Source organism: Pseudonocardia sp. Cha107L01, assembly GCF_052566575.1.
The window spans coordinates 8,708,699-8,734,878 of record NZ_CP199579.1; the positions used below are offsets into that span (position 1 = coordinate 8,708,699).

Here is a 26,180-nt window from a genome sequence, read left to right on the forward strand (position 1 = left end):
CCGAACGGGCTCAGCCGCGGTCGCTGACTGACAGGATGCGGAGGTGGGTGTCCAGGTCAGGAACAACGTGTCGATCATCGGTCGTGACAGCGGCCCGGTGGTAGTGCTCGCGCACGGTTTCGGGTGCGACCAGAACCTGTGGCGGCTGGTGGCGCCCGCATTGGCCGAGGACTTCCGGGTGGTGCTGTTCGACCACGTCGGAGCGGGCCACTCGGACCTCGCGGCGTGGCAACCGCGGCGGTACGCCACGCTGAGCGGCTACGCGGAGGACGTGCTCGCGATCCTGCGCGAGCTGGACCTGCGCGAGGTCGTGTTCGTCGGGCACTCGGTCAGCGCCATGATCGGGGTGCTCGCCGCGATCGAGGAACCCGAGCGGTTCGCGAAGTTGGTCCTGCTCACCCCGTCGCCGCGCTACATCGACGAGGGCGACTACCGCGGCGGGTTCAGCGAGGCCGACATCGAGGAGCTGCTGGACTCGCTGGACAGCAACTACCTGGGCTGGTCCGCCGCCATGGCCCCGGTGATCATGGGTAACCCGGAGCGCCCCGAGCTGGGCCAGGAACTGGCCAACAGCTTCTGCCGGACCGACCCGGCGATCGCCCGGGTGTTCGCCCGCACCACGTTCCTCTCCGACAACCGTGCCGACCTGGCGAAGGTCACCGTACCCACCCTGGTCATCGAGTGCACCGACGACGCGATCGCCCCGCGCGAGGTGGGTGCCTACGTGCACGCGGCGATCCGGGACAGCCGACTGGTCACCCTCGACGCCGTCGGGCACTGCCCGCAGTTGAGTGCACCGCAAGCCACCACCGAGGCGATCGCTGCCTTCGCAACCCGCTCCTGATGGTCGATTGTCCCGGTCGGCGTCCTGCCCGGCACGCCGCCGAAGTGGTCGATCACCGAGCGTTCTCCGCCTTGTTGGAGGACAGCGCCGAGGATCTCTACGAGCACGCGCCGTGCGGGTACCTGTCCACCCTGTTGGACGGCCGGATCGCCAAGATCAACGCGACCCTGCTGGGCTGGTTGGGCTACTCCCGCGAGACGCTGGTGGGCCACCGCCGGTTCTCCGACCTGCTCACCGTGGGCGGGCGGCTCTACCACGAGACGCACTTCGCGCCGCTGCTGCGCATGCAGGGCGAGGTCAGCGGGGTGGCACTGGAGCTGCGCACCGCCGACGGCGGCCGCCTCCCGGTACTGGTCACCTCGACCGTCAAGACGGGTACCGACGGGCAACCGCTGCTCATCCGCACCACGGTGTTCGATGCGAGGGACCGGCGGGCCTACGAGCGCGAGCTGTTGCGCGCCCGCCAGGAGGCCGACCGGGAGCGCGACCGGGTGCAGCACCTGGCCACGACCCTGCAGCGAACACTGCTGCCGCCGACCCTGGCCGAGGTACCCGGGATGCAGGTCGCGGCGCACTACCACCACGCCTCACCGGACCAGGTCGGCGGCGACTTCTACGACCTGTTCCCGCTCGCCGGGGACCGGTGGGGGTTCTTCGTCGGCGATGTGTGCGGCAAGGGCGCCGCCGCGGCGGCGGTGACCTCGCTGACCCGGTACACGCTGCGCGCCGCGGCCGTCTACGACTCCGATCCGGTCGCGGTGCTGCGCAACCTCAACACCGTGCTGCACCAGGAGTTTCAGGGCGACGACCCACGCTTCTGCACGGTGATCTTCGGGACACTGACCCCCGGCGCGGACGGTTGCGGCGTCCACCTGGCCAGCGGCGGGCATCCACCGGCCCTGCTGCTCCGCGCGGACGGCACCGCCGACTACCGGCACACGCCCGGCGGGCAGCTGGTCGGCGCGCTGCCCCAGGCCCGCTTCGTGGCGGCGACGCTGCGACTGGGGCCCGGCGACACCCTGCTGGTCTACACCGACGGGCTCACCGAGGCACGCACCGGCACCGGCCGCGAGCGATACGGCGAGGACGCCCTGCTCAGCTTCGCCACCGGGTTGGCGGCGAGCACCGCACCGGAGGTGGTCACGTCGGTGCGCGGGCTCCTGGCCGAGTTCGGTGACCGGGTGGACGACGACGTCGCGGTACTGGCCCTCGGCGTCGCCCCGGTCCGGCTCGAGGGTTGAAGGCCGCGCGAATCGGGCACCCTGGTCGAGCGAGCACACCTGGCGCCGACGAGCTCCGAATACTCCGATGCTCCACCCGAACGCCGTCCAGCAAAGAGGGTCGATACAGATGTCCGGTGCGTTCCAGAACGTGCTGCCAGCCGACGTGCGGGCGCCGACTCTGATTCGCGGGCGGCTGCGGGGTTGGCTGAGCAGGTTGAACTGGCCGACCGAGGAGGCGCAGGATCTGTTGCTGGCCGTCAGCGAGGCGGTCTCCAACGCCGCTGAGCACGCCTACCGGCCCGGCGAGCCGGGGCCCATCGAGGTGGTGGTCACACCGTCGGCCCCGACCGATGGCAGCCGGACGCTCACCGTCACGGTCACCGACCACGGACGTTGGCGCCCGCCGCCGGTCCACCACGAGGGCCGGCGCCGGGGCATCCCGCTCATGCGCCTCATGACCCAGCTGCTGCGCATCGACGGCGGCGTCTCCGGCACCCGGGTCACCATGTCCAGCCGACCGGTGCCCGTCCGCGCCCGGTAACGCTCTGACCCCGACGCCGTCCTGGTTACTCCATCGCGGCCAGACCCACGCGGAACGTCTGCCGTGTCATGATGGAAGCGCCGGTCACGCGTCCAACGCAGCACGCAACGCCGGGATCATTGCACTGCCGCTGAGGGGCGGGCGGTTCTCAGTAGTGCCGGGATACGCTCCAAGTTGCTCGAACGGCGTATCGCGGTCATCCTCATGCCGCACTGGCGAGACCTTGCTCTCGTCGCGAGACCCCGCAAACTGAGACAACAGCAGTTAATCTGTTCAGCGCTGCATGGTCTGGGAGCGCCGGCCAACCGCTCGCCCACAAGGCCGATGCGTACCACCGCCGACTTACGACGCCATGGCGGCTGACCTGGCCGCCTCGGGAACGAACAGCGCCCCGGAATGGATCGGAGACGACGAGAGGTGCTCGTGACTGCTAATCGCCTGCCCGCGGGTATTGCCCTGCCCTCAGGGCCGACCCCTCGCCGCGGCGGACGCCCGGCGGAAGGTCTCTACGACCCCGCCTTCGAGCACGACGCCTGCGGTGTGGCCTTCGTCGCCGACCTCGCCGGGCGGCGTGACCACAGCATCGTGCGGAAGGCACTCACCGCGCTGCTCAACCTGGAGCACCGCGGCGCCCGGGGTGCGGAGCCGGACGCCGGCGACGGCGCCGGGATCCTCATCCAGGTACCCGACGGCTTCTTTCGCGCGGTCGTCGACTTCGCGCTGCCGGAGCCCGGGCACTACGCCGTCGGCACCGCGTTCCTGCCGGCCGAGCACGAGGCCGAGGCCGCTGTGATGGCGGCCATCGAGGAGATCGCGGCACAGGAGAACCTGCGCGTGCTGGGCTGGCGTGAGCTGCCGGTCAACCCCGACGGGGTCGGCAAGAGTGCCCGCGCGGTGATGCCCAGCTTCCGGCAGCTGTTCCTGGCCGGCAGCGGCAACGAGTCCGGCCTGGACCTGGAGCGGTTGGTCTACTGCCTGCGCCGGCGCGCCGAGCGCGACCACGAGGTCTACTTCCCGAGCCTGTCCGGGCGGACCATCGTCTACAAGGGGATGTTGACCGAGGAGCAGCTGGTCAGCTTCTACCCGGAGCTGTCCGACGAGCGGGTCACCAGCTCCCTGGGCCTGGTCCACTCCCGGTTCTCCACCAACACCTTCCCGTCCTGGCCGCTGGCCCACCCGTACCGGCTGGTCGCACACAACGGTGAGATCAACACCGTGCGCGGCAACCGCAACTGGATGCGCGCGCGGGAGAGCCAGCTCGCCACCGACCTCATCCCCGGCGACCTCGACCGGCTCTACCCGATCATCACCGAGGACGCCAGCGACTCGGCCTCCTTCGACGAGGTCCTCGAGCTGCTGCACCTGGGCGGGCGCTCGATGCCGCACGCGGTGCTCATGATGATTCCGGAGGCGTGGGAGAACCACGCCGAGATGGACCCGGCCCGCCGGGCCTTCTACGAGTTCCACTCCACGCTGATGGAGCCGTGGGACGGCCCCGCGCTGGTGGCCTTCACCGACGGCAAGCTGATCGGCGCCGTGCTGGACCGCAACGGCCTGCGCCCGGCCCGCTACTGGGTCACCGAGGACGGCCTGGTGGTGCTGGCCAGCGAGGTCGGGGTGCTGGACATCGACCCCGCCACGGTGATCCGCAAGGGCCGCCTCGAGCCCGGTCGGATGTTCCTCGCCGACCTCGAGGCCGGCCGGATCGTGAGCGACGACGAGATCAAGAGCCAGCTCGCGGCCGAGTACCCGTACGCGGACTGGGTCCGGGAGGGGCTGACCCAGCTGGGCGACCTGCCCGAGCGCGAGCGGGAGGCGTTCACCCACTCCACGCTGGTGCGCCGCCAGCAGGCGAACGGCTACACCCAGGAAGAGCTCGAGGTGCTGCTGGCGCCGATGGCGATGAGCGGCGCGGAGCCGATCGGATCGATGGGCAACGATGCCCCGCTGGCGCCGTTCTCGCAGCACTCCCGGCCGCTGTTCGACTACTTCACCCAGCTGTTCGCCCAGGTCACCAACCCCCCGCTGGACGCGATCCGCGAGGAGCTGGTCACCTCACTGCAGGCCCAGATCGGCGCCGAGCCCAACCTGCTGCTCGGTGCGGCCGACTCCTGCCACCGGATCGTGCTGCCGTTCCCGGTGCTGGACAACGACGAGCTCGCCAAGATCGTGCACATCGACGACGACGGCTCCCAGCCGAACTACCAGTCCGTCACGGTGCGCGGCGTCTACAAGGTGCACGGCGGCGGCGAGGCGCTGCGGCACCGCCTGGACGAGATCTGCGTCGAGGTGGCCGAGGCCGTCGAGGACGGCGCCCGGCTGATCGTGCTGTCCAACCGCGGTGTGGACTCCGAGCACGCGGCCATCCCGTCGCTGCTGCTCACCGGCGCGGTCCACCACCGGCTGGTCCGGGAGAAGACCCGCACCCAGGTCGGCATGATCGTCGAGGCCGCCGACGCGCGCGAGGTACACCACATCGCGCTGCTGATCGGCTACGGCGCCGCGGCGGTGAACCCGTACCTGGCGATGGCCACCGTCGAGGACATGGCCGAGCGCGGCCTGCTCAACGGGGTCGACGCGAAGACCGCGACCCGCAACCTGATCAAGGCGCTGGGCAAGGGCGTCCGCAAGACGATGTCCAAGATGGGCGTGTCCACGGTGGCGTCCTACACCGGCGCGCAGATCTTCGAGGCGATCGGCCTCGGCGCCGAGGTCATCGACTCCTGCTTCACCGGCACCACCTCCCGGCTCGGCGGGGTCGGCTTCGACACCCTCGCCGACGAGGTCGCCAAGTGGCACCGCAACGCGTTCCCGGCCGACGGGGTCCACCCGGCCCACCGGGACCTGCCGACCGGCGGCGACTACCAGTGGCGCCGCGAGGGCGAGGCCCACGTGTTCTCCCCCGCCACGGTGTTCAAGCTGCAGCACTCCACCCGGGCCGGCCGCTACGACATCTTCAAGGAGTACACCCGGCTGATCGACGACCAGTCGGAGCGGCTGATGACGCTGCGCGGGCTGTTCGCCTTCCGCGCGGGTGTCCGCGAGCCGGTGCCGATCGAGGAGGTCGAGCCGGTCAGCTCCATCGTCAAGCGGTTCGCCACCGGCGCCATCTCCTACGGCTCCATCTCCAAGGAGATGCACGAGACGCTGGCGATCGCGATGAACCGCCTCGGCGGCAGGTCGAACACCGGCGAGGGCGGCGAGGACGCGGACCGCTACACCCCCGACGAGAACGGCGACCTGCGCCGCTCGGCGGTCAAGCAGGTGGCCTCCGGCCGGTTCGGGGTGACCAGCGAGTACCTGGTCAACTCCGACGACATCCAGATCAAGATCTCGCAGGGTGCCAAGCCCGGCGAGGGTGGCCAGCTGCCCGGCACGAAGGTGTACCCGTGGATCGCCAAGACCCGGTACTCCACGCCCGGGGTGGGCCTCATCTCGCCTCCGCCGCACCACGACATCTACTCCATCGAGGACATCAAGCAGCTGATCCACGACCTCAAGAACGCCAACCCGAGGGCCCGGATCCACGTCAAGCTGGTGTCCGAGGTCGGCGTCGGCACCGTCGCGGCGGGGGTGGCCAAGGCCTACTCCGACGTGGTGCTCATCTCCGGCTACGACGGCGGCACCGGCGCCTCGCCGCTGTCCTCGATCAAGCACGCCGGCACGCCGTGGGAGCTTGGCCTGGCCGAGACGCAGCAGACGCTGATCGCCAACAAGCTGCGGGACCGGATCGTCGTGCAGGCCGACGGCCAGCTCAAGACCGGCCGTGACGTCGTCATCGCCGCGCTGCTGGGCGCGGAGGAGTTCGGCTTCGCCACCGCGCCGCTGGTCGTCTCCGGCTGCATCATGATGCGGGTCTGTCACCTGGACACCTGCCCGGTGGGTGTCGCCACCCAGAACCCGGTGCTGCGCGCGAAGTTCAGCGGCAAGGCCGACTACGTGGTCAACTTCATGGAGTTCGTCGCGGAGGAGGTCCGCGAGCACCTGGCGGCGCTGGGCTTCCGGACCCTCGAAGAGGCGATCGGGCGCACCGAGATGCTGGACACCCAGCACGCGGTGCAGCACTGGAAGGCCTCCGGGATGGACCTGTCGCCGATCCTGCACCTGCCTGAGGACATGGATCCCGACGCGCCCCGGCACCAGACCAGGGAGCAGGACCACGGGCTGGACAAGGCGCTGGACAACACCCTGATCCAGCTGGCCGAGGGTGCACTGGACGGCGGTGAGCCGGTGCGGCTGGAGCTGCCGGTGCGCAACGTGAACCGCACGGTCGGCACCATGCTGGGGTACGAGCTGACCCGCCGCTGGGGTGCCGAGGCCCTGCCGGACGACACGATCGACATCACCCTGACCGGGACGGCCGGGCAGTCCTTCGGCGCGTTCGTGCCGCGCGGGATCACCCTGCGGCTGGTCGGCGACGCGAACGACTACGTCGGCAAGGGTCTGTCCGGCGGGCGCATCACGGTCCGTCCGGACCCGAGGGCGCAGTTCACCGCGGAGCACAACATCATCGCCGGCAACGTGATCCTCTACGGCGCGACCTCCGGCGAGGTGTTCCTGCGCGGCGTGGTCGGCGAGCGGTTCTGCGTACGCAACTCCGGGGCGCTGGCCGTCGTGGAGGGCATCGGCGACCACGGCTGCGAGTACATGACCGGTGGCCGGGTGGTGGTGCTCGGGCCGACCGGGCGCAACTTCGCGGCCGGCATGTCCGGCGGTATCGCCTACCTGCTCGACCTGTCGATCGGGCGGGTCAACCAGGAGATGGTCGACCTGGATCCGCTGGACGCCGAGGACCGTGCTTTCCTGGCGGACGCGGTGGCTCGACACTACGCCGAGACCGGGTCCGCGGTGGCGCACGCGCTGCTGGCCGACTGGGACAAGGCACTGGACCGGTTCGGCAAGGTCATGCCCAAGGACTTCAAGCGGGTGCTGGCCGCCCAGGCCGAGGCGGAGCGCGACGGCCGGGATGTCAACGAGGCGATCATGGAGGCCGCACATGGCTGACCCCAGGGGTTTTCTCAAGAACGGGCGGGAAACCCCGGTGCGCCGGCCGGTCGACCTGCGGCTGCGGGACTGGAATGAGGTCTACGAGGACTTCAGCCGCGACACGCTGAAGACCCAGGCCGGCCGATGTATGAACTGCGGGATCCCGTTCTGCCACCAGGGCTGCCCGCTGGGCAACCTCATCCCGGAGTGGAACAACCTGGTCTGGCGCAACGACTGGGCCGACGCCGCCGAGCGCCTGCACGCCACGAACAACTTCCCGGAGTTCACCGGGACGCTGTGCCCGGCACCGTGCGAGGCGGCCTGCGTGCTGGCCATCAACGACGACGCGGTGACCATCAAGCAGGTCGAGATCGAGATCATCGACCGGGCCTGGGACGAGGGCTGGGTCACCCCGAAGCCGCCGACCATGCACACCGGCAAGCGGATCGCCGTGATCGGCTCCGGCCCGGCCGGGCTGGCCGCCGCCCAGCAGCTCACCCGGGTCGGGCACGACGTGGTGGTCTACGAGCGCGCGGACCGGATCGGCGGACTGCTGCGCTACGGCATCCCCGAGTTCAAGATGGCCAAGCACCGGCTCGACCGGCGGCTGGAGCAGATGCGTGCCGAGGGCACCGAGTTCCAGGCCGGCGTCGAGGTCGGCGTCGACATCCCGGTCGAGGACCTGCGCGCGGAGTTCGACGCGGTCATCCTGGCCGGCGGCGCCACCGCCTGGCGGGACCTGCCGGTACCCGGCCGTGAGCTGGCCGGCATCTACCAGGCGATGGAGTACCTGCCGCCGTCGAACCGGGTGCAGGAGGGCGACCTGGACCGCTCGCCCATCCACGCCGAGGGCAAGAACGTGGTGATCATCGGCGGCGGTGACACCGGCGCCGACTGCCTGGGCACCGCGCACCGCCAGGGCGCCGCCTCGGTGACCCAGCTGGAGATCATGCCGACGCCGCCGGACCGCCGCGCCGACGCCCAGCCGTGGCCGACCTACCCGACGATCTACCGGGTGACCTCGGCGCACGAGGAGGGTGGCGACCGGATGTTCGCGGTCAACACCCAGGAGTTCCTCGGCGACGACGACGGCCAGGTCCGCGCCCTGCGGCTGTCCGAGGTCGTCTTCGAGAAGGGCAAGTTCGTCCCGGTGCCGGACAGCGAGCTGGACCTGCCCTGCGAGCTGGTGCTGTTGGCAATGGGCTTCGTGGGGCCGGAGAAGGGCAAGCTGCTCGACGGCCTCGGCGTCGAGTACGACGAGCGCGGCAACGTGGCCAGGGACGCCACCTTCAAAACCAGCGTGCCGGGCATCTACGTCGCCGGGGACATGGGGCGGGGCCAGTCACTGATCGTGTGGGCGATCGCCGAGGGCCGCTCCGCGGCCGCCGAGGTCGACCGCTACCTGACCGGCCGCGAGGTGCTGCCCTCCCCCATCGGCCCCAAGGACCGGCCGCTGACGTAGCGGTCACCGCATGGGGCCCGGCGGTGAGCCGGGCCCCATGCGGTGGTCTCACCAGACGAGCGTGCCGCCGGTCTGGTACTCGGTGACCCGGGTCTCGAAGAAGTTCTTCTCCTTGCTCAGGTCCATCGTCTCGGACATCCAGCCGAACGGGTTTTCGCTGGCCCCGAACAGCGGCGCGAGCCCGAGCTGGGCGCACCGCCGGTCGGCGATGAACCGCATGTACTGCTGGCAGGAGTCGGCGGACAGCCCGAGCATGCCCCTGGGCAGCGTGTCCCGGCCGTAGGCGATCTCCAGCTCACAGCCCTCGGCGAGCATCGCCCGCACCTGGCCGGCGAAGCTGTCGGTCCACAGCCCCGGGTTCTCGGCCGCGATCTGGTTGATCACGTCGACGCCGAAGTTCAGGTGGATCGACTCGTCGCGCAGGATGTACTGGTACTGCTCGGCGATCCCGACCATCTTGCCCCGCCGGCCGAGCGCCAGGATCTGGGCGAACCCGGTGTAGAACCACATGCCCTCGAACACCACGTAGAACGCCACCAGATCGCGCAGGAAGGCCTGGTCGGCGCCCGGGGTACCGGTGGCGAAGTCGGGGTCCTCCAGGCTCCTGGTGTGCTGCAGGGCCCACGCCGCCTTGTCGGTGATCGAGGGCACCTCGCGGTAGGCGTTGAACAGCTCACCCTCGTCCAGCCCGAGGCTCTCGCAGATGTACTGGAAGGTGTGCGTGTGCACCGCCTCCTCGAACGCCTGGCGCAGCAGGTACTGGCGGCACTCCGGGTTGGTGAGGTGCCGGTAGACGGCGAGCACGATGTTGTTGGCCACCAGCGACTCGGACGTGGCGAAGAAGCCCAGGTTGCGCTTCACCATGTGCCGCTCGTCGGCGGTCAGGCCGTCGGGCGAGCGCCACAGCGCGATGTCCGCCTGCATGGACACCTCGGAGGGCATCCAGTGGTTCGCGCAGCCGGACAGGTACTTCTCCCACGCCCACCGGTACTTCAGCGGTAACAGCTGGTTGACGTCCGCCCGCGCGTTGATCATTCGCTTGTCCGAGACGTCGACCCGGGAGGCGCCGCGCTCGATGGTGCCGAGCCCGGTCGGGTCGGCGGTGGTCGTCGCGGTCGGGGTGTCGGTCGGGGTGTCGAAGTTCAGGCTCACTGGCAGGCCTCGCAGTCCGGGTCGTCGATCGAACAGGCCGCACCAGCCACCAGCTCGGGGGCGGCGGAAGCCGCGGCAGGCTCGGGAGCGGGCGGCCCCCCGTTACCGAGCTGCACACCAGGCAGGTTTTCGGGGCCCGAAAGCTGCCCCGTGTGGAGTTCGGTAACAACAGGCACCCCGTTTGTGCCGGCGGTGGGGGCTACCGCGTTGAGGCGGCCGTCGGTGCCGGTCAGGGTGGACTTCTCCACCCTGGTGGCCGCCTGCGAACGCAGGTAGTACGTGGTCTTCAGGCCGCGCACCCAGGCCAGCTGGTAGAGCTCGTCCAGCTCGCGGCCGCTGGGCTTGGCCAGGTACAGGTTCAGCGACTGTGCCTGGTCCAGCCACTTCTGCCGCCGCGACGCCGCCTCGATCAGCCAGCGGCTGTCGATCTCGAACGCGGTGGCGTAGAGCTCCTTGAGCTCCGCCGGCACCCGCTCGATCTCACCCAGCGCGCCGTCGAAGTACTTCAGGTCGCCGACCATCACCGGGTCCCACAGCCCGCGCTCGGCCAGGTCTCGCACCAGGTGCTCGTTGACGACCGTGAAGTCGCCGGACATGTTGGCCTTGACGTAGAGGTTGCGGTAGAGCGGCTCGATCGACTGGTTGACGCCGGTGATGTTGGCGATCGTGGCGGTCGGCGCGATGGCCATCACGTTGGAGTTGCGCATGCCCTGGGCGACCACGCGGGCCCGCAGCGCGTCCCAGTCCAGCCGCTTCGTCCGGTCCAGCTCGAGCTCGCCGTCGCCCCGGGTCGCCGCGAGCAGCTCCACCGAGTCGATCGGCAGCACGCCCTGGCTCCACAGCGAGCCCTCGAAGGAGGCGTACCGGCCCCGCTCGGCGGCCAGGTCGGAGGACGCCGCGATCGCGTGGTAGCTGATCTGCTCCATCGACTCGTCGGCGAACTCCACGGCCGCGTCCGAGGCCAGCGGGATGCGCAGGGTGAACAGCGCGTCCTGGTGCCCCATCAGGCCGAGGCCGACCGGGCGGTGCCGCAGGTTGGACCGCCGCGCCGCCGGGATCGTGTAGAAGTTGATGTCGATCACGTTGTCCAACATCCGGACGGCGGTGCGCACCGTGCGGGCCAGCCGCTCGGTGTCGATCCCGACGGTGCCGTCCGGGCGCGGGCCGACGTGGCGGGCCAGGTTCACCGAGGCCAGGTTGCACACCGCCACCTCGTCGGCGCTGTTGAGCCCGCCGCCGCCGCCGTGGGTGTTCAGGGTGATCTCGGTGCACAGGTTCGACGAGTGCACCACGCCGGCGTGCCGCTGCGGCGAGCGCACGTTGCACGGGTCCTTGAACGTGATCCACGGGTGCCCGGTCTCGAACAGCATGGTCAGCATCCGCCGCCACAGCTCCACCGCGCGGACCGTGCGGAAGACCTTGCGCTCGCCCCGGGCGGCCGCCTCCTCGTGCGCCTGGTACGCCGCCGCGAACTCGTCGCCGTACAGGTCGTGCAGGTCGGAGGCCTCGTCCGGGGAGAACAGGGTCCAGTCGGCGTCGGCCCGCACCCGGCGCAGGAACTCGTCGGGCACCCAGTTCGCGGTGTTCATGTCGTGGGTGCGCCGCCGGTCGTCGCCGGTGTTCTTGCGCAGGTCCAGGAACTCCTCGACGTCGATGTGCCAGGTCTCGAGGTAGGCGCAGACGGCGCCCTTGCGCTTGCCGCCCTGGTTGACCGCGACCGCCGTGTCGTTGGCGATCTTCATGAACGGCACGACGCCCTGGGACACGCCGTTGGTGCCCCGGATGTGCGCGCCGATGCCGCGCACCGGCGTCCAGTCGTTGCCCAGCCCGCCCGCGTACTTGCTCAGCAGCGCGTTGTCGCTGATCGCGCCGAAGATGCCGGGCAGGTCGTCCGGGATGGAGGTGAGGAAGCAGGAGGACAGCTGCGCGCGGGTGGTGCCGGCGTTGAACAGGGTCGGCGTCGAGCACATCACGTCGAACACCGACAGCAGCGAGTAGAACTCCTCGACCCGGGCCTCCCGGTCGATCTCCCGGATCGACAGACCCATCGCCACCCGCAGGAAGAACGCCTGCGGCAGCTCGTAGTGCTTGCCGCCGGAGTGCAGCAGGTAGCGGTCGTAGAGCGTCTGCAGGCCGAGGAACCCGAAGTCCAGGTCCCGTTCCGGCGCCACCGCCGCGGTGAGGCGGCCCAGGTCGAACTCGCCGAGCGCCGGGTCGAGCTGACCCAGTTCGATGCCGCGGCGCAGGTACGCGGCCAGGTACTCGGGGTAGCGGCGCGCGGTCTCGGCCTGGTCGGCCGGCGGGGTCAGCCCGAGCGCGCTGAACGCCTCCCGGCGGAGCAGGTCCAGGAGCAGCCGGGAGCTCACGAAGGAGTGATCCGGGTCGGTCTCGACCAGGGCGCGGGCGGCCAGCACCGGGGCCTGGTCCAGCTCCTCGACGCCGATGCCGTCGTAGAGCAGCTTCCGGGTCTCGCTGAGCACCCGGTCGGCGTCCGCACCGGGCAGCCCGGCACACGCCTCGGCGATGATCCGCTCCAGCCGGGCGAGGTCGATCGGCGCGGTGCTGCCGTCGGCGAGGCGCACCCGGGGCTGCGCCGGGTCCGGGGTCTCCGGGTCCGCCGCCCTGGCCCGGGCGTGCTCCTCCCGGTACAGCACGTAGGAACGGGCCACCTGGTGGTGCCCGCCGCGCATCAGCGCCAGCTCCACCTGGTCCTGGATCTGCTCGATGTGCAGCGCCCGGTCCGGCCGGGCATGGCGCAGCAGGGCGAGCTCGACGGCCTCGGTCAGCCCAGCAACCACGGCCCGCACCCGGCTGGAGGCGCCGGCGTCGGTGCCTTCCACGTCGAGGAATGCCCTGGTCAGCGCCGAGGAGATCTTGTGCGAGTCGAACGGGGTGGTCTCTCCGTTGCGGCGGACCACCGGAACTTCGGTCGTGAGTGGTGTGGGCGGACGTGGGGGCGCCTGCTCTTCGGTGACGGTCATGTTCAGCGCTACTCCTCGCGAGTTCGCGGCCTGATGGCGGTCAGCGACTCTTGCGACGTGGCAGCCCGGGGACGCACGACCGATCGACCGGTCGCCCCCCGTGCACTGCGGCCCTCCCACGAAGCCACGGACCCGAGCGCGCCGGCGGCGCACCCATCGAGGGCAGGTCTTCGGACTCACGGGCTCGGCGTGCCTCAGTGCGCACACGCCACCTACCGGCCGTCGCTTCCCAGGTGCGCGCGCACCCAGTGCTCCATGACGACTGTCGTTCCCGTTCACCGCTGCGGGGCAGTCCCGGACTTGCACCGGGTTCCCTGTTGCCACGTGGCCCACCCAGGTGCGCGGACCACGAACCACCGACGACACAGACCCTACATGTTGGGCCTGTTCCACCTTCGGACCACTACATGAGGGCGTGTCGCGGTCCGTGACCATGGCCGCGCACCGTCCGGTATCTGTGATCAACACAATCGACAGTTGGCAAGTGGGGCCACACACACGAATGAGTCAGCCTCCCCCGATTTGGTCATTCAGCCCCGTTTGAGAGGTCGGTAGCTCACCATGTGTAGATCCATCGCCCCACTAGGGGTAATCGCTGGCGAATCGGAGGTGACTCGTGTCGGGGATAGTCGCTGGCGCGCTCGCCGTGATCGTCATCGTGCTGCCGGGGCAGCCCGGCGGGGGTGACGGCCAGCAGCCGCCCAGCCCGCATACCTCGTCCCCGCAGTCCTCGTCACCTCAGCCCTCGTCGCCACAGGTCGCGTCACCTCAGGCCGCGTACCCGCAGGCCGCGTCACCTCAGGCCTCGTCACCCTGGTTCTCCCCGTCGACCACCCCCTCCCCACCCATCGCCGGCTCCCCGCTGCCGGATCTCGGTCAGGCGGTCGGCGGCGTGACGAGCGGTGTCGAGAACGGCGTCAACGGAGTGGCCAGCGCGGTGAACCTCTCCGGCTGGAAGCTGACCCTGCCGAAGGCGTCGGAGAAGGGCACCGCGGCCAGCATCAACCCGGCCGACAGCGCCCCGCCGTACCTGACCCGCGATGGCAACGGCTGCCTCAAGTTCTGGGCACCGGTCAACGGCGCGACCACCCCGAACTCCCAGCACCCGCGCACCGAGCTGGTCAGCCTGAACAACTTCAAGGCCGGCACCGGCCAGCACACGCTGCGCGCGTCGGTCTCGGTGGCGCAGGCACCGAGCGGCAACCAGGACATCATCATCGGCCAGATCCACGGCGCCGACGACATCAGCTCGGTGCCGTTCGTGATGCTGCACTACGACGCCGGCACGATCAAAGTCGTCATGAAACAGGCCCAGAGCGGATCCACCTCCGACAAGTACCCGCTGATCACCGGCGTGCCGCTCGGCGCCCGGTTCGACTACACGATCAGCGACCCCGGCAACGGCAAGCTCATCTTCACCGCGACCTACGGCTCCAACAGCCGCCAGGCCAGCGCCGCGATCCCGGCACCGTTCAAGGGCGCCACCGTCCGCTTCCAGGCCGGCGCCTACCAGCAGGGCGAGGGCGGCAACGGCAGCGCCGCCGACGGCGCCCGGCTGACCTTCTTCACCCTCGACGAGGGAGCCGGCGCGGGATCGTCCGCACCCTGAGCCTCAGGACTCGGTCACCACGATGCTGGTCCGCCCGGCACGTTGCCGCAGCTGCGCTCCGCCCGCGTCCAGGACCGTGCCGCCTGATCTCTCCCGTAGCCTGACCCCATGCTCGAGTACTGGCGGCCGGCGACGATGCCCGTGCGGCGCCCGCTCGTCGAACAGGTCATCGCCAGCCTCTGCGAGCTCATTGAGCACGAGGATCTGCACCCCGGCGACCGGCTGCCCAGTGAGTCGCGGCTGGCGCCCCAGCTGGGTGTCGGCCGGTCCACCCTGCGCGAGGCCATCCGGGTGCTCTCCCACGAGGGCCGGCTGGAGACCAGGCAGGGCAGCGGCACGTTCGTCGGCTCGGCGCCGCCGAAGGAGAGCCTCGAGGAGCGCCTGACCAAGGCACACGTCGCCGAGGTCTTCGAGGTGCGGCGCGCGCTCGAGGTGCTGATCGCGCAGATCGCGCCCGAGCGGCGCAGCGACACCCACGTCGAGCAACTCCGCGACGCGTTGCGGCAGTGCCGGGAGTACGCCGCCGCCGGCGATGTCGCCGCGTTCGTCGCGGCCGACTCACGGTTCCACCAGGTCACCGCCGAGGCCACCGGCAACGTCGTACTCGTCGAGCTCTACGCCGTACTGCGCAGATACCTGGAGAACGCCAGCGTGGCGAACTGCGCCGCACCCTGACCGACAGCCGGCCTTCCGGAGGACGCCCCGACATGGTTGCTCACGAGCTCACCGGCCCGGACCACCGCCTGTGGACCACCACCCACCCGCCCGCCCTCACGGTGTCCGACGGGGACACCATCACGTTCTCCGTGCAGGAGGCCCTGGCCGGACAGTTCGACGCGCTGCGCACCGGCGACCCACTGCCCGACCTGGACTGGGACCGGGTGTACCCGCTCGCCGGCCCGATCATCGTCGACGGCGCCGAACCCGGGGACGTGCTGGAGATCGAGGTCCTCGAGGTCTCCCCCACCGACTGGGGCTGGACCGCCGTGGTGCCCGGCCTCGGCCTGCTCAGCGACGACTTCCCGGACGCCCACTTCCACCGCTGGGACCTGAGCGGGGGGCCGGCGGCCGGCGCTGATTTCAAGGGGCTCGCCACCGTCCCGGTGCGGCCGTTCCTCGGTGTCATGGGTGTCTGCCCGGACACCGTCGAGCCGCTGCCGGTGCTCCCGCCCGGCCACTTCGGCGGCAACCTGGACTGCCGCGACCTGGTCGCCGGCGCGCGGCTCTACCTGCCGGTCCAGGTGCCCGGGGCGCGGCTCGCCCTCGGCGACCCGCACGCGGCGCAGGGCGACGGCGAGGTGTGCGTCAGTGCCATCGAGGCGTCGGCCAGCGGGGCCGTCCGGGTCTGGCTGCACCGCGACCGCCGGATCCCCGGGCCGCAGCTGCAGACCCCGGGGCCGCTGCGCGGGGGCATCGACGACGCCGGCTACTACGCCACCATGGGGGTCGGCCCGGACCTGATGGCGGCGGCCCGGGACGCCCTGCGCGCCATGATCGACCATCTCGGCAGCCAGTACGGGGTCGAGCCCATCGATGCCTACATCCTCAGCAGCACCTGCGTGGACCTCAAGATCACCGAGGTGGTCGACGCGCCGAACTGGGTGGTCAGTGCGTACCTGCCGGTGGGCATCATGCGCGGCTAGGTGTCAGTACGACTAGGAGCGCCCGCTACGCCATCGGCTGGTAGTGCTGCCGGTCGTCGCCGAGCCGGAAGACGTCCCGGGACCTGGTCGGCTTGGGTATGCCGGCCTTGCGCAGCGAGCTCCACAGCGGGCGGCACCAGGCCGTGACCGGCATGCTCGGCACCACCTGCACGTAGCTCGGGCGGTGCGCCGGCAGCAGTGCGTCGCAGGCCCGGTCCAGCTCGGCGGCGGTCAGCTCGGTGCCGGGGCGCAGGGTGACGGCGGTAACCAGGACCTGCGAGTCGCCCTCGGGCACCCCGTACGCGACGGCGATGTCGACCGCCGGGATGGCCTCCATGGCGCGCCGCGCGGTAGCCGGTACCGCAATCCCGTACGCGGTGCGGACCAGTGAGGTGACCTGGTCGACCAGCCACATCTCACCGTGCTCGTCGCGCCGGAACAGGTCGCCGGTGGACTGCCAGGCATCGTCCGGCTCGAATACGCCACGCAGCGGGTTACCGGTCATCGAGTCGGCCGGGTCGACCCGCGCCAGCAGCAGGCCCACCTCGCCGAAGCCGCACTCGCGGACCAACCCGTCCGGGCCCAGTTCGAGGCCGCCGGCCTCCTGGTCGAACGCCGCGACCCGGACCTCCGGGGTGCCCGGCAGCGACCGTCCCAGCGAGCCGATCGGGTTGCCGGTGAGGTTGGCCAGGATCGCCGCGCCCTCGGCCGAGGCGTAGAACTCCAGCACCCGCGCGGGGGGGAAGCGCTGGACCACCCGGCGCCACAGGTTGCTCGGCATGCCGGAGCCCAGGAACATCTTGATCGGGTGGTAGTGCTCGTTCGGGTTCGGCTCCGCGATCGTGATCTGGCGCAGCGAGGTCCAGGTGTAGGAGACGTGGGTGGCCCCGTAGCGGCGCACCTCGGCCCAGAAGGTGTCCGCGTCGGTCGCGCTGGCCACCGCGAACCGGGCACCCCCGGCGATCGCGCCGCCGACGCTCATCAACAGCGCCGACGAGTGGTAGTACGGCGCCACGCTGTAGACCGTGTCACCGGGTCGCAGCGCGGCCGCCGTCGCGGTGCCCAGCGCCGACATCGCCCACCGCCGGTTGGTGATCCGCACCGCCCGGGTCGTCGCGCCCTCCCCCACGAACAGCACGAACGCGACGTCGCCGGCCCGCTGCGGGTTCGGCCGGTACCAGCCGGGCAGCTCGACGGCGTCCGGGTCGATCCGCTCCATGTCGATCACATCGGGGCGCATCTCGCGGTCGTTCGCCCCGCCGCCGAGCACGGCCCAGCGCGCCCCGTCCAGTTGCTCCACCGCGTCGGCGTGCTCCGGGTCGGAGACCACCCAGGTGATCCCGCCCAGCCGTGCCTCGCGGCGCAGGTCGCCGTCCGGGCGCAACAACACCGCCGTCGCGCCGACCCGGCTCAGCGCGGCGACCGTGGTGAACGCGCTCGGCCTGGTGTCCATCAGCACGCCGACCCGGTCGCCGTGCCGGACCCCGGTGCTGATCAGGCCCTTCACCACGCTGTCCACCCGGTGCTTGACCTCGCGCTGCCGGTAGCCGCGGTCGCCGAACAGGAACAGCACGTCCTGCGGGGTCTTGCCGACCTGCTCGTCGAGCAGCAGGCCGAGTGAGATCCGGGTCGATGCGTCGAGGTGCCCGAGCCGGGACAGTTTCGGCAGCAGCGTGGGCGCCTCGGAGACCACCCCGGTAGCCGCCCGGGCCAACCGCCGCGCGGCACCGAGCGCGAACCGGGTGGCGTCCAGCCCGAACTCGACGGCCTGCCCGACGGCGGCCGCCGCCGCGCCCGGTCGCATCGCGGCCGACTCGACCAGCTCGGCCGGGCCGATGTTCGACGGCAGCTCACCGCGCCCGTCCCGCCAGCGCACCCAGTCGACCACGGCCGGCCAGGTGTCCTTGCTCGCCCGCGAGCCCACCACCAGCCCGAAGTGCCCTACCGGCAGCGCCAGCTCGTAGACCTCCGCGCGGGGTGCTGCCCTGCGGATCGCCCGCACCCCGTCCGGGTGGCCGATCGCGTCGGTGGTGCCGACCACGGACAACACCGGCACCTCGATGTCGGCGAGGGTGACCAGCCGGTCGTCGATCACAAAACCGCCCTCGAGCATCCGGTTGTGCGCGACGAACTGCTCCAGCAGCTCCGCGATCGCCGGGCCGGCGTAGGCGGTGAAGCCGTCGGACTCGAGGAAGCGACGCTGCCGCTCCCGGGGCAGCAGCGCGTCCCGGTCGTGCAGGGCCAGCAGGAACTGCACCCGGCCCTGCACGGTCTTCACCGGGCTGAGCAGGTTGAAGCCCAACCGGACGGCCCAGCTGGGCAGCGCGACCTTACGCAGCAGCCCGCTGTCCACCAGCCCGGTGGCCAGCCTGGCCAGCATCTCGGGCGAGAGCGGGATCGGCAGCGGGGCCGTGGTGTCGGCCGGCGAGCCGAAGGTGACCACCGAGTCCACGTGCTTGCCCCGCCGCAGCGCGGTGACCTGGTAGGCGAACATGCCGCCCTGGGAGTAGCCGGCGAGCACCACGTCCCGCCCGGTCGCCTCGGCCACCCGGTCGACGGCGTCGCTCACCGCGAGCACGTGATCGGTCAGCGTCCGGGCCAGGCCGCCCGGCTCCCGGCTCGGGTCGCCGAAGTCGACCACCCACGGGTCGATGCCCTCGGCACGCAGCTTCGCCACCGCGGAGGTGCCGGGCGAGACGTCCCAGACCTCGGCGGTGAGCATCAGCGGCGGGATCAGCAGCACCGGCCGGCCGCCGACCGGCGGGTCGTCGTCGAAGTAGTGCCGCAGCCGGTAGTTGACCTGCTCGGCGACCACGGCGAACGGGGAGGCCAGCTCACCGGTCTCCAACCCGCCGAACCGCACCACCTCGGCCACGTTGCGCGCGGTCGCGCCGACCTGGCGCAGATAGCGCAGTGCCGACCACGGGCCGGTTACCGAGCTCGCCCCGTTGGTGCGCGGCCCCGCCACCGGATCGTATGAGGTAACGGGGGAACGCTTGCTTTCGGTCGCCACGCGTGCACTCTCCTGCGTGCACCGAGCTGCCGCAAGCACCCTGGCCGGGAGCGACCGCCCGATCCGCCGACGGGGGTCTCAGTTGGCGATCCCGACGGCCTGCTTGATCGTCTCGGGCTGGTCGAGCACCCGTAGCATGAGGTGGGCGACGTCGGCCCGGGAGATGCGCACGCCGCCGGGCAGGTTCTGACCGGGCGCGGTGCGGTAGCTGCCGGTGAGCGCCTTGTCGGTCAGCCGGGGCGGGCGCACCGCGGTCCAGTCCAGCTCGCCGTCCCTGAGCACGTCCTCCATCCGCGCGAGGTCGGCGTAGTGCCCGCGCAGCGCGGCCTTGACCAGCGGACCGAGCAGGTACCGCATGGCGAAACCGTCACCGGGGTCGTGCTTGGGCGGGTGCGGGCGGCCGGGGGACGCCACGGTGCCGATCGGCGCGGCGCTGACCACGACGATCCGCCGCACGCCCGTCGCCCGCATCGCCTCCGTGACGGCCCTGGTGCCCCGCTCGGCCACCCCGGTGTCGGCGGTGGAGCGCGCGCCGAGGCCGGAGAGCACCGCATCGGCGCCGGCCACGGCGGTCTCCAGCGCCGCCGAACCGGAGACCGCCAGGTCGGCGGTGACCACCCGGGCCGGCGTGCTCAGCCCGCTCGGGTTGCGCACCACAGCGGTGACCTCGTGGCCGGCCGCGAGGGCCTGTTCGAGCAGGTGCCGCCCGATGCCGCCGGTGGCGGCGACGATGGTGAGTTTCATACTTCGCTCCTGAAGGTTGGGGCAGGGTCGGTTGGCCGGAGTCGGCCGAGTCAGTGACGGAATGCGGCGGCGTGCTCCGCCGCCCAGCCGGCGAAGGTGCGTGCGGGGCGGCCGAGCAGCCGTGCCACGGCGGTCGACGACGGTCCGGGCCGGGTGACATGGTCGGCCAGGTAGCCGAGCAGCCGGTCCGGCACGTCCGGTGGGACACCCTGGGCGAGCATCGCCCGCCGCAGCCGCTCGGGCTCGGTCTCCACCCAGTCGACGTCGACGCCGATCGCGTCGCCGATGAGCCGGACCTTCGCGCGCTGGGTGAGCGACTCCGGGCCGGTGAGCTCGTAGCAGCACCCGCCGTGCCCGGGCTCCAGCAGCGCGCGGACGCCGACCTCGGCAACGTCGCGCTCGTGGACCGTCGAGGTCGCGGCGGCCCCGTAGGCACCCCGCACCTGCCCGGTCGAGCGGACCTGGGGCGCCCAGGCCAGCGCGTTCGCGGCGAAGTCGGCACACCGCAGGAAGGTCCACGCCAGGCCGGAAGCGCGTGCCGCGTCCTCCACCGCCCGGAAGCCGTCGGCGAAGCGCCGGTCACCGCCGCCGTGCTCCACGGTCAGCGCGGACAGCACGACCACCTGGGTGACGCCGCGCTCGGCGGCCAGCGCGAGCAGCTCGGCGGTGCCCTCCCCGACCGCGCGCGGACTCAGCAGGATCGCCCGCACCCCGGCCAACGCGGGGGCCAACGTGCCGGGCCGGGACGGGTCACCGGCGATCACCTCGGCATCGGCGGGAAGCGCGGCGGCGGCCGGGTCACGGCTGACCGCCAGCACCTTGTGCCCCCGCGCCAGCAACAGCTCGACGGCCGCCCGCCCGACGTTGCCGGTCGCGCCGGTAATCAAGATCATGATCGGCCCTTCGTCGGTACCGCCGCTCGATCCGGGTACCTTGTTCTACGCAAGTCATTCAATACGGAGAACATATCATATGAGTTTCATATCTTCTGCGGATACCGACGACCCTCGGCACCGGCGGCGGCTGACCACGTCGGTGAAGGACTCGCTGCGCGCACTGAGCCTCCAGCTGACCCTGCTCAACCATCAGGTCAGCACGCATCTGGAGATCAAGGACGTTGACCTCGACTGCCTCGACCTGATCGGCCGGTTCGGGCCGCTCAGCCCGACCGCCCTGGCCCGGCACGCCGGGCTGCACCCGGCCACCGTGACCGGGGTGCTCGACCGGCTCGAGCGCGGCGGCTGGGCGGTCCGGGAGCGCGACACCACGGACCGCCGCGCGGTGCTCGTCAGGGCGCTGCCCGGCCGCGCCGCCGAGGTGTTCGGGCTCTACTCCGGGATGGCCACCTCGATGGACCAGATCTGCGCCGGGTACACCGGCGAGCAGCTCGAGCTGCTCGCCGGCTTCCTGCGGGACGTCACCGAGGCCGGCCAGACCGCGACCGACCAGCTGGCCGAGAGCTAGCGCCCCCTAGCGCCCCGGACCGGCAACCGCGAGGCGGAGCCCCAGCTCGACCAGCGCCCAGCCGATTCGGGCCCGCACCCGCGCGGCAGCGGGATACCGAGGACCGGCGGACCGCCGCCAGGCGCGGGCCAGCCGATCGAGCTCGGCCTCCCGCAGCAGTTCATCCTGTCGCGCCCGGGCGAGCGCATCGAGCTGGACATGAAGTGACATCAGACGAACCGTCCCCCCGTAGCTTCCCCACGGTCGTACCGGACACCCCCGACAGAACCGGGCGGCGACCGCCGGGGCCCGGCGAGTCGGCGCGCCGCGAGTGTGAGCACCGTCACCCAATCGAGTGATCGGGAACTCGCGAGAACTTCCAGCTGACTGGACAGGCGACCTGGGCCGGCAACGAGGGAGACCCGCGTGATCTCATCGGTACCGCTGAGTGTGGCGCTGACCATCCTGTTCGCCCTCTCCGGTGGCTATTCGCTGTTGCGCTGGGCTTCGCTGCGCGCCGGCGTCGCCGGTCACCACGGCGACCAGGTGGCCGAGTTGTCCCACGTGCTGATGAGCCTCGGGATGATCGCGATGGTGTGGGCCTACGGCGGCGGCGCCGGCGACGCGGTGCAGCTCATCGCCTACCTCGCACTGAGCGGCTACTTCCTCACCCGACTCGTGCGCGGCCGCGCGACCGGGCACCCGGGCTGCCCGGCGCCCGGCTTCCATCTGCTGATGTCGGGCTCGATGGTCTGGATGGTCGCGGCGATGCCGTTGCTGATGGCCGGTTCGGTGGCGGGTCCGAGCGGCGGCATGCAGATGGACGGCACGACGATGGGTGGCATGGCGATGGGTGGCATGACGATGGGTGGCACGGACACCGGCCTCGACGCCCGGCCGGTCACCGCCACCCCGGGCTGGGCGATCGCACTGACCTGGATCTTCATCGCCGGCCTGGTCCTGGGGGCCGGCTTCTGGTTGCGCCGGGCGCTGCCGGCGCCGTCGGGCACGCCCGCGGCTGCCACGTCAGCAACGGCGACGTCCGCCGCCCCGACGTCCGCCGCCCCGACGGTCGCGGCCACCTCGACCGCGGCAACCTCGACCGCTGTCGTGTCAACAACGGTCACGTCAACAGTCACGTCAACAACCGTCGCGTCACACGCGGCCCCGGCCAACCCCCTGCTCGCGGCGCTGACCCCGCGCGCCGACGCGGTCTGTCACCTGGCGATGAGCCTCGGGATGGCCGCGATGTTCCTGGCCATGCTCTGAGCCCACTGCCGATCCCGACCGCATCGACAGCGAAGGACCGCATGTCCGAGACCACGGTGTCCGTGCCCGACCGCGAAGCCTTCGACGGCGGCGACGTCCGTGACGACCGCGACGGCCGCGACGGCCGCGACGGCGGCGACGTCCTCGACGGCCGCGACGAACTGGATCCCACCAGGAGGACGGCGCGGGCCTGGTGGTGGCGGGAGCTGCGCCCGCTGCTGATGCGGGTGCACTTCTACGCCGGGCTGTTCGTCGGCCCGTTCCTGCTGGTCGCCGCCGTGACCGGGCTGCTGTACACGCTCAGCCCGCAGCTCGAGCAGCTCGTGCACCACGACCAGCTGCACGTGCCGGTGCCGCCCGGCGCGACCCCGGTGCCGCTGTCGCGGCAGGTCAGCGCCGCCATCGCCGCCCTGCCGGAGGGCACGGTGAGCGCCATCCGGCCGGCGGGCACCGCCGACGGCACCACCCGGGTGATCTTCGACGCCCCCGGGGTGCCCGAGGACTACTCGCGCACGGTGTTCCTGGACCCGTACAACGCCCAGGTGCGCGGCATCCTGACCACCTACGGCGAGTGGCTGCCGGTGCGGGCCTGGTTCGACGAGCTGCACCGCACCCTGCACCTCGGCGCCGTCGGCCGGGTCTATACGGAGCTGGCCGCCAGCTGGCTCTGGGTGCTCACGCTCAGCGGCCTCACGCTCTGGGTCGCCAGGGTGCGGCGTGGCCGGCGGGCCCGCCGGCTCCGCCTGGCCGTGACACCCCGCCTGCGCGGCGCCGGCCGAGCCCGGGTGCGGTCCTGGCACGGCGCCGTGGGGCTGTGGGCCGCGGTCGGCCTGCTGTTCCTGTCCGCGACCGGGCTGACCTGGTCGCAGTTCGCCGGGACCAACGTGGACTCGGTGCGCGCCGCGCTGCACTGGAGCTCCCCCTCGGTGCACACCGCCCTGCCGGCCGACCAGCTCGCCCCCACCAACCCCGCCCCAGCGGCACCGCCGACCTGGCAGCCACCGCGGGGCAGGTGCTGGCCGTCGCCCGCGAGCACGGCCTGAGCGACCCCGTCGAGATCACCCCGGCGACCAAGCCGGGCCGCGCGTGGGTGATCACCCAGACGAAGCGGTCCTGGCCGGAGAAGCACGACTCGCTCGCCATCGACCCGGCCACCGGCACCGTCGTGGACCAGATCCGGTTCGCGGACTGGCCACTCGCGGCGAAGCTGGCCCGCTGGGGCGTCGACGCCCACATGGGGCTGCTGTTCGGGCTGGCCAGCCAGCTGGCCCTGGCCGCGCTCGCGCTCGGACTGATCTCCATGATCGTCTGGGGTTACCGGATGTGGTGGCTGCGCCGACCCGCCCGGCCGGCGCCGGTGCCGGCGCCGACCGGCCCGCCCGGCGGCACGCGGCGGGCCGGCTTCGGTGCCATCGCACTGGTCGGTGCCGTCGCGATCGCGGTCGGTATCTTCCTGCCCGTTTTCGGCCTCTCGCTGCTGCTGTTCCTGCTGGTCGACGCGGTGCGCGCGCAGCGGACCCCGGCGGGCGCCGGCTAAGCCGGGCGCCACGCCGACACCGCGTCGGGGCGCGCCCGCCCTCGGTGGTGTGGTGAGATTCGGGTCGGTGCCGCCGAGTGACGGCCGGCGCCGACGAGGAGGACCCGCCCGATGATGGACGACGCCGCGCTCACCGAGTTGGCGCTGCGCGCCCGCGCCGGGGACGAGCGGGCGGCCACCCAGTTCGTCCAGCACACCCAGCAGCAGGTCTGGCGGATGCTGGTGGCGCTCAGCGACCGCGGGGTCGCCGAGGACCTGACCCAGGAGACCTACGCCCGGGCATTCCGCTCGCTGCCCGGCTTCCGGGCCGAGTCCTCGGTGCGGGCCTGGCTGCTGTCCATCGCCCGCCGGGTCGCCGCCGACCACGTGCGCGGCATCCGCGCCCGGCCCAGGATCGACCCCGAGGTCACCCTCGACGACGCGCCCCTCGCGGCCTCGGGCGGCGACCTCAGCGAGGCGGTGGTCCTGCACGCGGTCCTCGACACGCTGGACCCGGACCGGCGCCTGGCATTCCTGCTCACCCAGCTGCTCGGGCTCAGCTACCACGAGGCCGCCGAGGTGTGCGGCTGCCCGGTGGGCACCATCCGCTCTCGGGTCGCCCGGGCCCGCGACGACCTCATCGGACACCTGGCCGACCGGGACCACCGGGAGACCCGGGACAGCGGGTGACCACTTTTTCAGCGAGCCGGGAACCACTCCATGATCACTTCCGACCTCAGCAACATGGGCTGTAGCACCTGCCGCGAGCACCTGTCGGCCGACCTGGACGGCGAGGCCGATCCCGCCGAGCTGCCCGCTGCCAGGGCGCACCTTGCCGAGTGCCCGGAGTGCACCCGCTGGTTCTCCGACGCGGCACTGGTCAACCGCCTGATCCGGACCGCGCCGGCCGACCCCGCGCCCGGCCTGACCGACGCCGCGCTGGCCGAGGCCCTGTCCCACCTGCCCCGGCCACGCTCGCCGAGGCGCCGGCTCTGGCACCGGGCGGCCCGGCTCGCGCTGGGCGGCGTCGGCGTCGTGCAGGCCTTCGTCGGTGGCGTCGGACTGGTGCTGGCCAGTTCCGGCGGCGACCCGGACGCGGCCATGGCGGGCTCCGGAGCGATGGGCCACGCGATGGGTCAGGCGATGATGGGTCACGCGATGATGGGGTCGGGCATGATGGGCGCCGACTTGGCCCACATGTCGCACGAGTCCTCGGCCTGGAACCTGGCCCTCGGGGTCGCCTTCCTGGCCGGCGCGGTCTGGACCCGGCACCTGGCCGGCACGATCCCGGTACTGGGCAGCTTCGTCGTGGTGCTGGCCCTCGTCAGCACGTTGGACCTGGTCAGCGGCAACGTGGACCCGGCAAGGGTGGGCTCCCACGCCCTGGTGCTCGTGGGCCTCGGCCTGATCATGCTCATCATGGCCACCCGGCCGACCGAATTCCAGCCACAGCCGGTGCGCGCGCCGTCGTCGCCCCCGTGGACCACGCACGTCCCGGGCGCCGGCGCGGCGGACCTCTCGCCGCCCCGGGCCAGCGCGCCGACCCGCCCGGACCCGGCCGCCCGGCACCGGGCCGCCTGAACCGCACGCGGCGCCCGGTGAGATCGGACTCAGCGCCGGTTCAACCGGGCGCCGAACATTGTTAGCCTCACTTAAGGTGTGACCACGCCCAAGTTGTGGCCGGACAGTGCCGGCAACGACAGCTGGCAACGACCGCCGGCGACGACCGGGCGGCGAGTGGCGAGGACTGCAAG

At 71.8% G+C, this 26,180-nt stretch carries 18 protein-coding genes, 1 pseudogene and 1 riboswitch; of the genes and pseudogenes, 13 read left to right on the forward strand and 6 right to left on the reverse strand.

The features are described 5' to 3' along the window. Nucleotides 1-43: 43 nt before the first annotated feature. From ACTXG6_RS41130 to ACTXG6_RS41150, 5 genes are all read left to right on the forward strand, one after another. On the forward strand, nucleotides 44-844 hold the full coding sequence (locus ACTXG6_RS41130) for an alpha/beta fold hydrolase (protein WP_445184707.1): 801 nt from the start codon (nucleotides 44-46) through the stop codon (nucleotides 842-844). A gap of 71 nt (nucleotides 845-915) precedes the next feature. After that, nucleotides 916-2,085, forward strand: a complete 1,170-nt coding sequence (locus ACTXG6_RS41135; protein ID WP_445184708.1) for a PP2C family protein-serine/threonine phosphatase — start codon at nucleotides 916-918, stop codon at nucleotides 2,083-2,085. A 109-nt stretch (nucleotides 2,086-2,194) separates the two neighbouring features. Next, entirely contained in the window at nucleotides 2,195-2,608 is a 414-nt protein-coding gene (locus tag ACTXG6_RS41140) for an ATP-binding protein (RefSeq protein ID WP_445184709.1), read from the forward strand. 417 nt (nucleotides 2,609-3,025) lie between these two features. After that, entirely contained in the window at nucleotides 3,026-7,612 is a 4,587-nt protein-coding gene (gltB, locus tag ACTXG6_RS41145) for a glutamate synthase large subunit (protein ID WP_445184710.1), read from the forward strand. Next, nucleotides 7,605-9,056: a glutamate synthase subunit beta gene (locus tag ACTXG6_RS41150; protein WP_445184711.1), complete on the forward strand. Its 1,452-nt coding sequence runs from the start codon at nucleotides 7,605-7,607 to the stop codon at nucleotides 9,054-9,056. Before gltB ends, ACTXG6_RS41150 begins: the two co-directional genes overlap by 8 nt. Before the next feature lie 48 nt (nucleotides 9,057-9,104). Here ACTXG6_RS41150 and ACTXG6_RS41155 read toward each other — a convergent pair whose 3' ends face one another. Together ACTXG6_RS41155 and ACTXG6_RS41160 are read right to left on the reverse strand one after the other, a co-directional pair. Next, entirely contained in the window at nucleotides 9,105-10,208 is a 1,104-nt protein-coding gene (locus ACTXG6_RS41155; RefSeq protein WP_445184712.1) for a ribonucleotide-diphosphate reductase subunit beta, read from the reverse strand. Next, nucleotides 10,205-13,189: a ribonucleoside-diphosphate reductase subunit alpha gene (locus ACTXG6_RS41160; RefSeq protein ID WP_445184713.1), complete on the reverse strand. Its 2,985-nt coding sequence runs from the start codon at nucleotides 13,187-13,189 to the stop codon at nucleotides 10,205-10,207. The genes ACTXG6_RS41155 and ACTXG6_RS41160 overlap by 4 nt, the downstream gene beginning before the upstream one ends. Nucleotides 13,190-13,333: 144 nt before the next feature. Further along, nucleotides 13,334-13,562, reverse strand: a riboswitch (cobalamin riboswitch). A gap of 243 nt (nucleotides 13,563-13,805) precedes the next feature. Between ACTXG6_RS41160 and ACTXG6_RS41165 the strand changes: the two genes are divergently transcribed. The 3 genes from ACTXG6_RS41165 (at nucleotide 13,806) to ACTXG6_RS41175 (ending at nucleotide 16,441) form a co-directional block, all read left to right on the forward strand. After that, the gene (locus ACTXG6_RS41165; protein ID WP_445184714.1) at nucleotides 13,806-14,798 is read left to right on the forward strand and encodes a polysaccharide lyase family 7 protein; all 993 of its coding nucleotides are present in this window, start codon (nucleotides 13,806-13,808) and stop codon (nucleotides 14,796-14,798) included. Nucleotides 14,799-14,906: 108 nt separating this feature from the next. Next, complete coding sequence (locus ACTXG6_RS41170) at nucleotides 14,907-15,473, forward strand: FadR/GntR family transcriptional regulator (protein ID WP_445184715.1); 567 nt, start codon at nucleotides 14,907-14,909, stop codon at nucleotides 15,471-15,473. 32 nt (nucleotides 15,474-15,505) lie between these two features. Beyond that, a complete protein-coding gene (locus ACTXG6_RS41175; RefSeq protein WP_445184716.1) occupies nucleotides 15,506-16,441 on the forward strand; it encodes an acetamidase/formamidase family protein in 936 nt (311 codons plus the stop codon). Between the two features lie 25 nt (nucleotides 16,442-16,466). Here the strand turns inward: ACTXG6_RS41175 and ACTXG6_RS41180 are convergent, their stop codons facing one another. From ACTXG6_RS41180 to ACTXG6_RS41190, 3 genes are all read right to left on the reverse strand, one after another. After that, a complete protein-coding gene (locus tag ACTXG6_RS41180) occupies nucleotides 16,467-19,454 on the reverse strand; it encodes an AMP-binding protein (RefSeq protein WP_445184717.1) in 2,988 nt (995 codons plus the stop codon). 78 nt (nucleotides 19,455-19,532) lie between these two features. Next, nucleotides 19,533-20,198: an NAD(P)-dependent oxidoreductase gene (locus ACTXG6_RS41185; protein ID WP_445184718.1), complete on the reverse strand. Its 666-nt coding sequence runs from the start codon at nucleotides 20,196-20,198 to the stop codon at nucleotides 19,533-19,535. A gap of 50 nt (nucleotides 20,199-20,248) precedes the next feature. Then, nucleotides 20,249-21,091, reverse strand: coding sequence for an NAD(P)H-binding protein (locus ACTXG6_RS41190; protein ID WP_445184719.1), 843 nt, complete (start codon nucleotides 21,089-21,091; stop codon nucleotides 20,249-20,251). A gap of 79 nt (nucleotides 21,092-21,170) precedes the next feature. Between ACTXG6_RS41190 and ACTXG6_RS41195 the strand changes: the two genes are divergently transcribed. Next, entirely contained in the window at nucleotides 21,171-21,662 is a 492-nt protein-coding gene (locus ACTXG6_RS41195) for a MarR family transcriptional regulator (protein WP_445184720.1), read from the forward strand. Between the two features lie 6 nt (nucleotides 21,663-21,668). On the opposite strand, the gene ACTXG6_RS41200 is transcribed toward ACTXG6_RS41195, so the two are convergent. Continuing rightward, the gene (locus ACTXG6_RS41200; RefSeq protein WP_445184721.1) at nucleotides 21,669-21,872 is read right to left on the reverse strand and encodes a hypothetical protein; all 204 of its coding nucleotides are present in this window, start codon (nucleotides 21,870-21,872) and stop codon (nucleotides 21,669-21,671) included. Between the two features lie 195 nt (nucleotides 21,873-22,067). Here ACTXG6_RS41200 and ACTXG6_RS41205 point away from each other — a divergent pair, with 195 nt between their 5' ends. From ACTXG6_RS41205 to ACTXG6_RS41220, 4 genes and pseudogenes are all read left to right on the forward strand, one after another. Beyond that, on the forward strand, nucleotides 22,068-22,910 hold the full coding sequence (locus ACTXG6_RS41205) for a DUF5134 domain-containing protein (RefSeq protein WP_445184722.1): 843 nt from the start codon (nucleotides 22,068-22,070) through the stop codon (nucleotides 22,908-22,910). Nucleotides 22,911-23,131: 221 nt separating this feature from the next. Beyond that, a pseudogene (locus tag ACTXG6_RS41210) lies at nucleotides 23,132-24,447 on the forward strand (PepSY-associated TM helix domain-containing protein). Nucleotides 24,448-24,561: 114 nt separating this feature from the next. Continuing rightward, nucleotides 24,562-25,116, forward strand: coding sequence for a sigma-70 family RNA polymerase sigma factor (locus ACTXG6_RS41215; RefSeq protein ID WP_445190260.1), 555 nt, complete (start codon nucleotides 24,562-24,564; stop codon nucleotides 25,114-25,116). Nucleotides 25,117-25,146: 30 nt separating this feature from the next. Next, nucleotides 25,147-26,007, forward strand: coding sequence for a zf-HC2 domain-containing protein (locus ACTXG6_RS41220; protein WP_445184723.1), 861 nt, complete (start codon nucleotides 25,147-25,149; stop codon nucleotides 26,005-26,007). Nucleotides 26,008-26,180 lie beyond the last annotated feature (173 nt).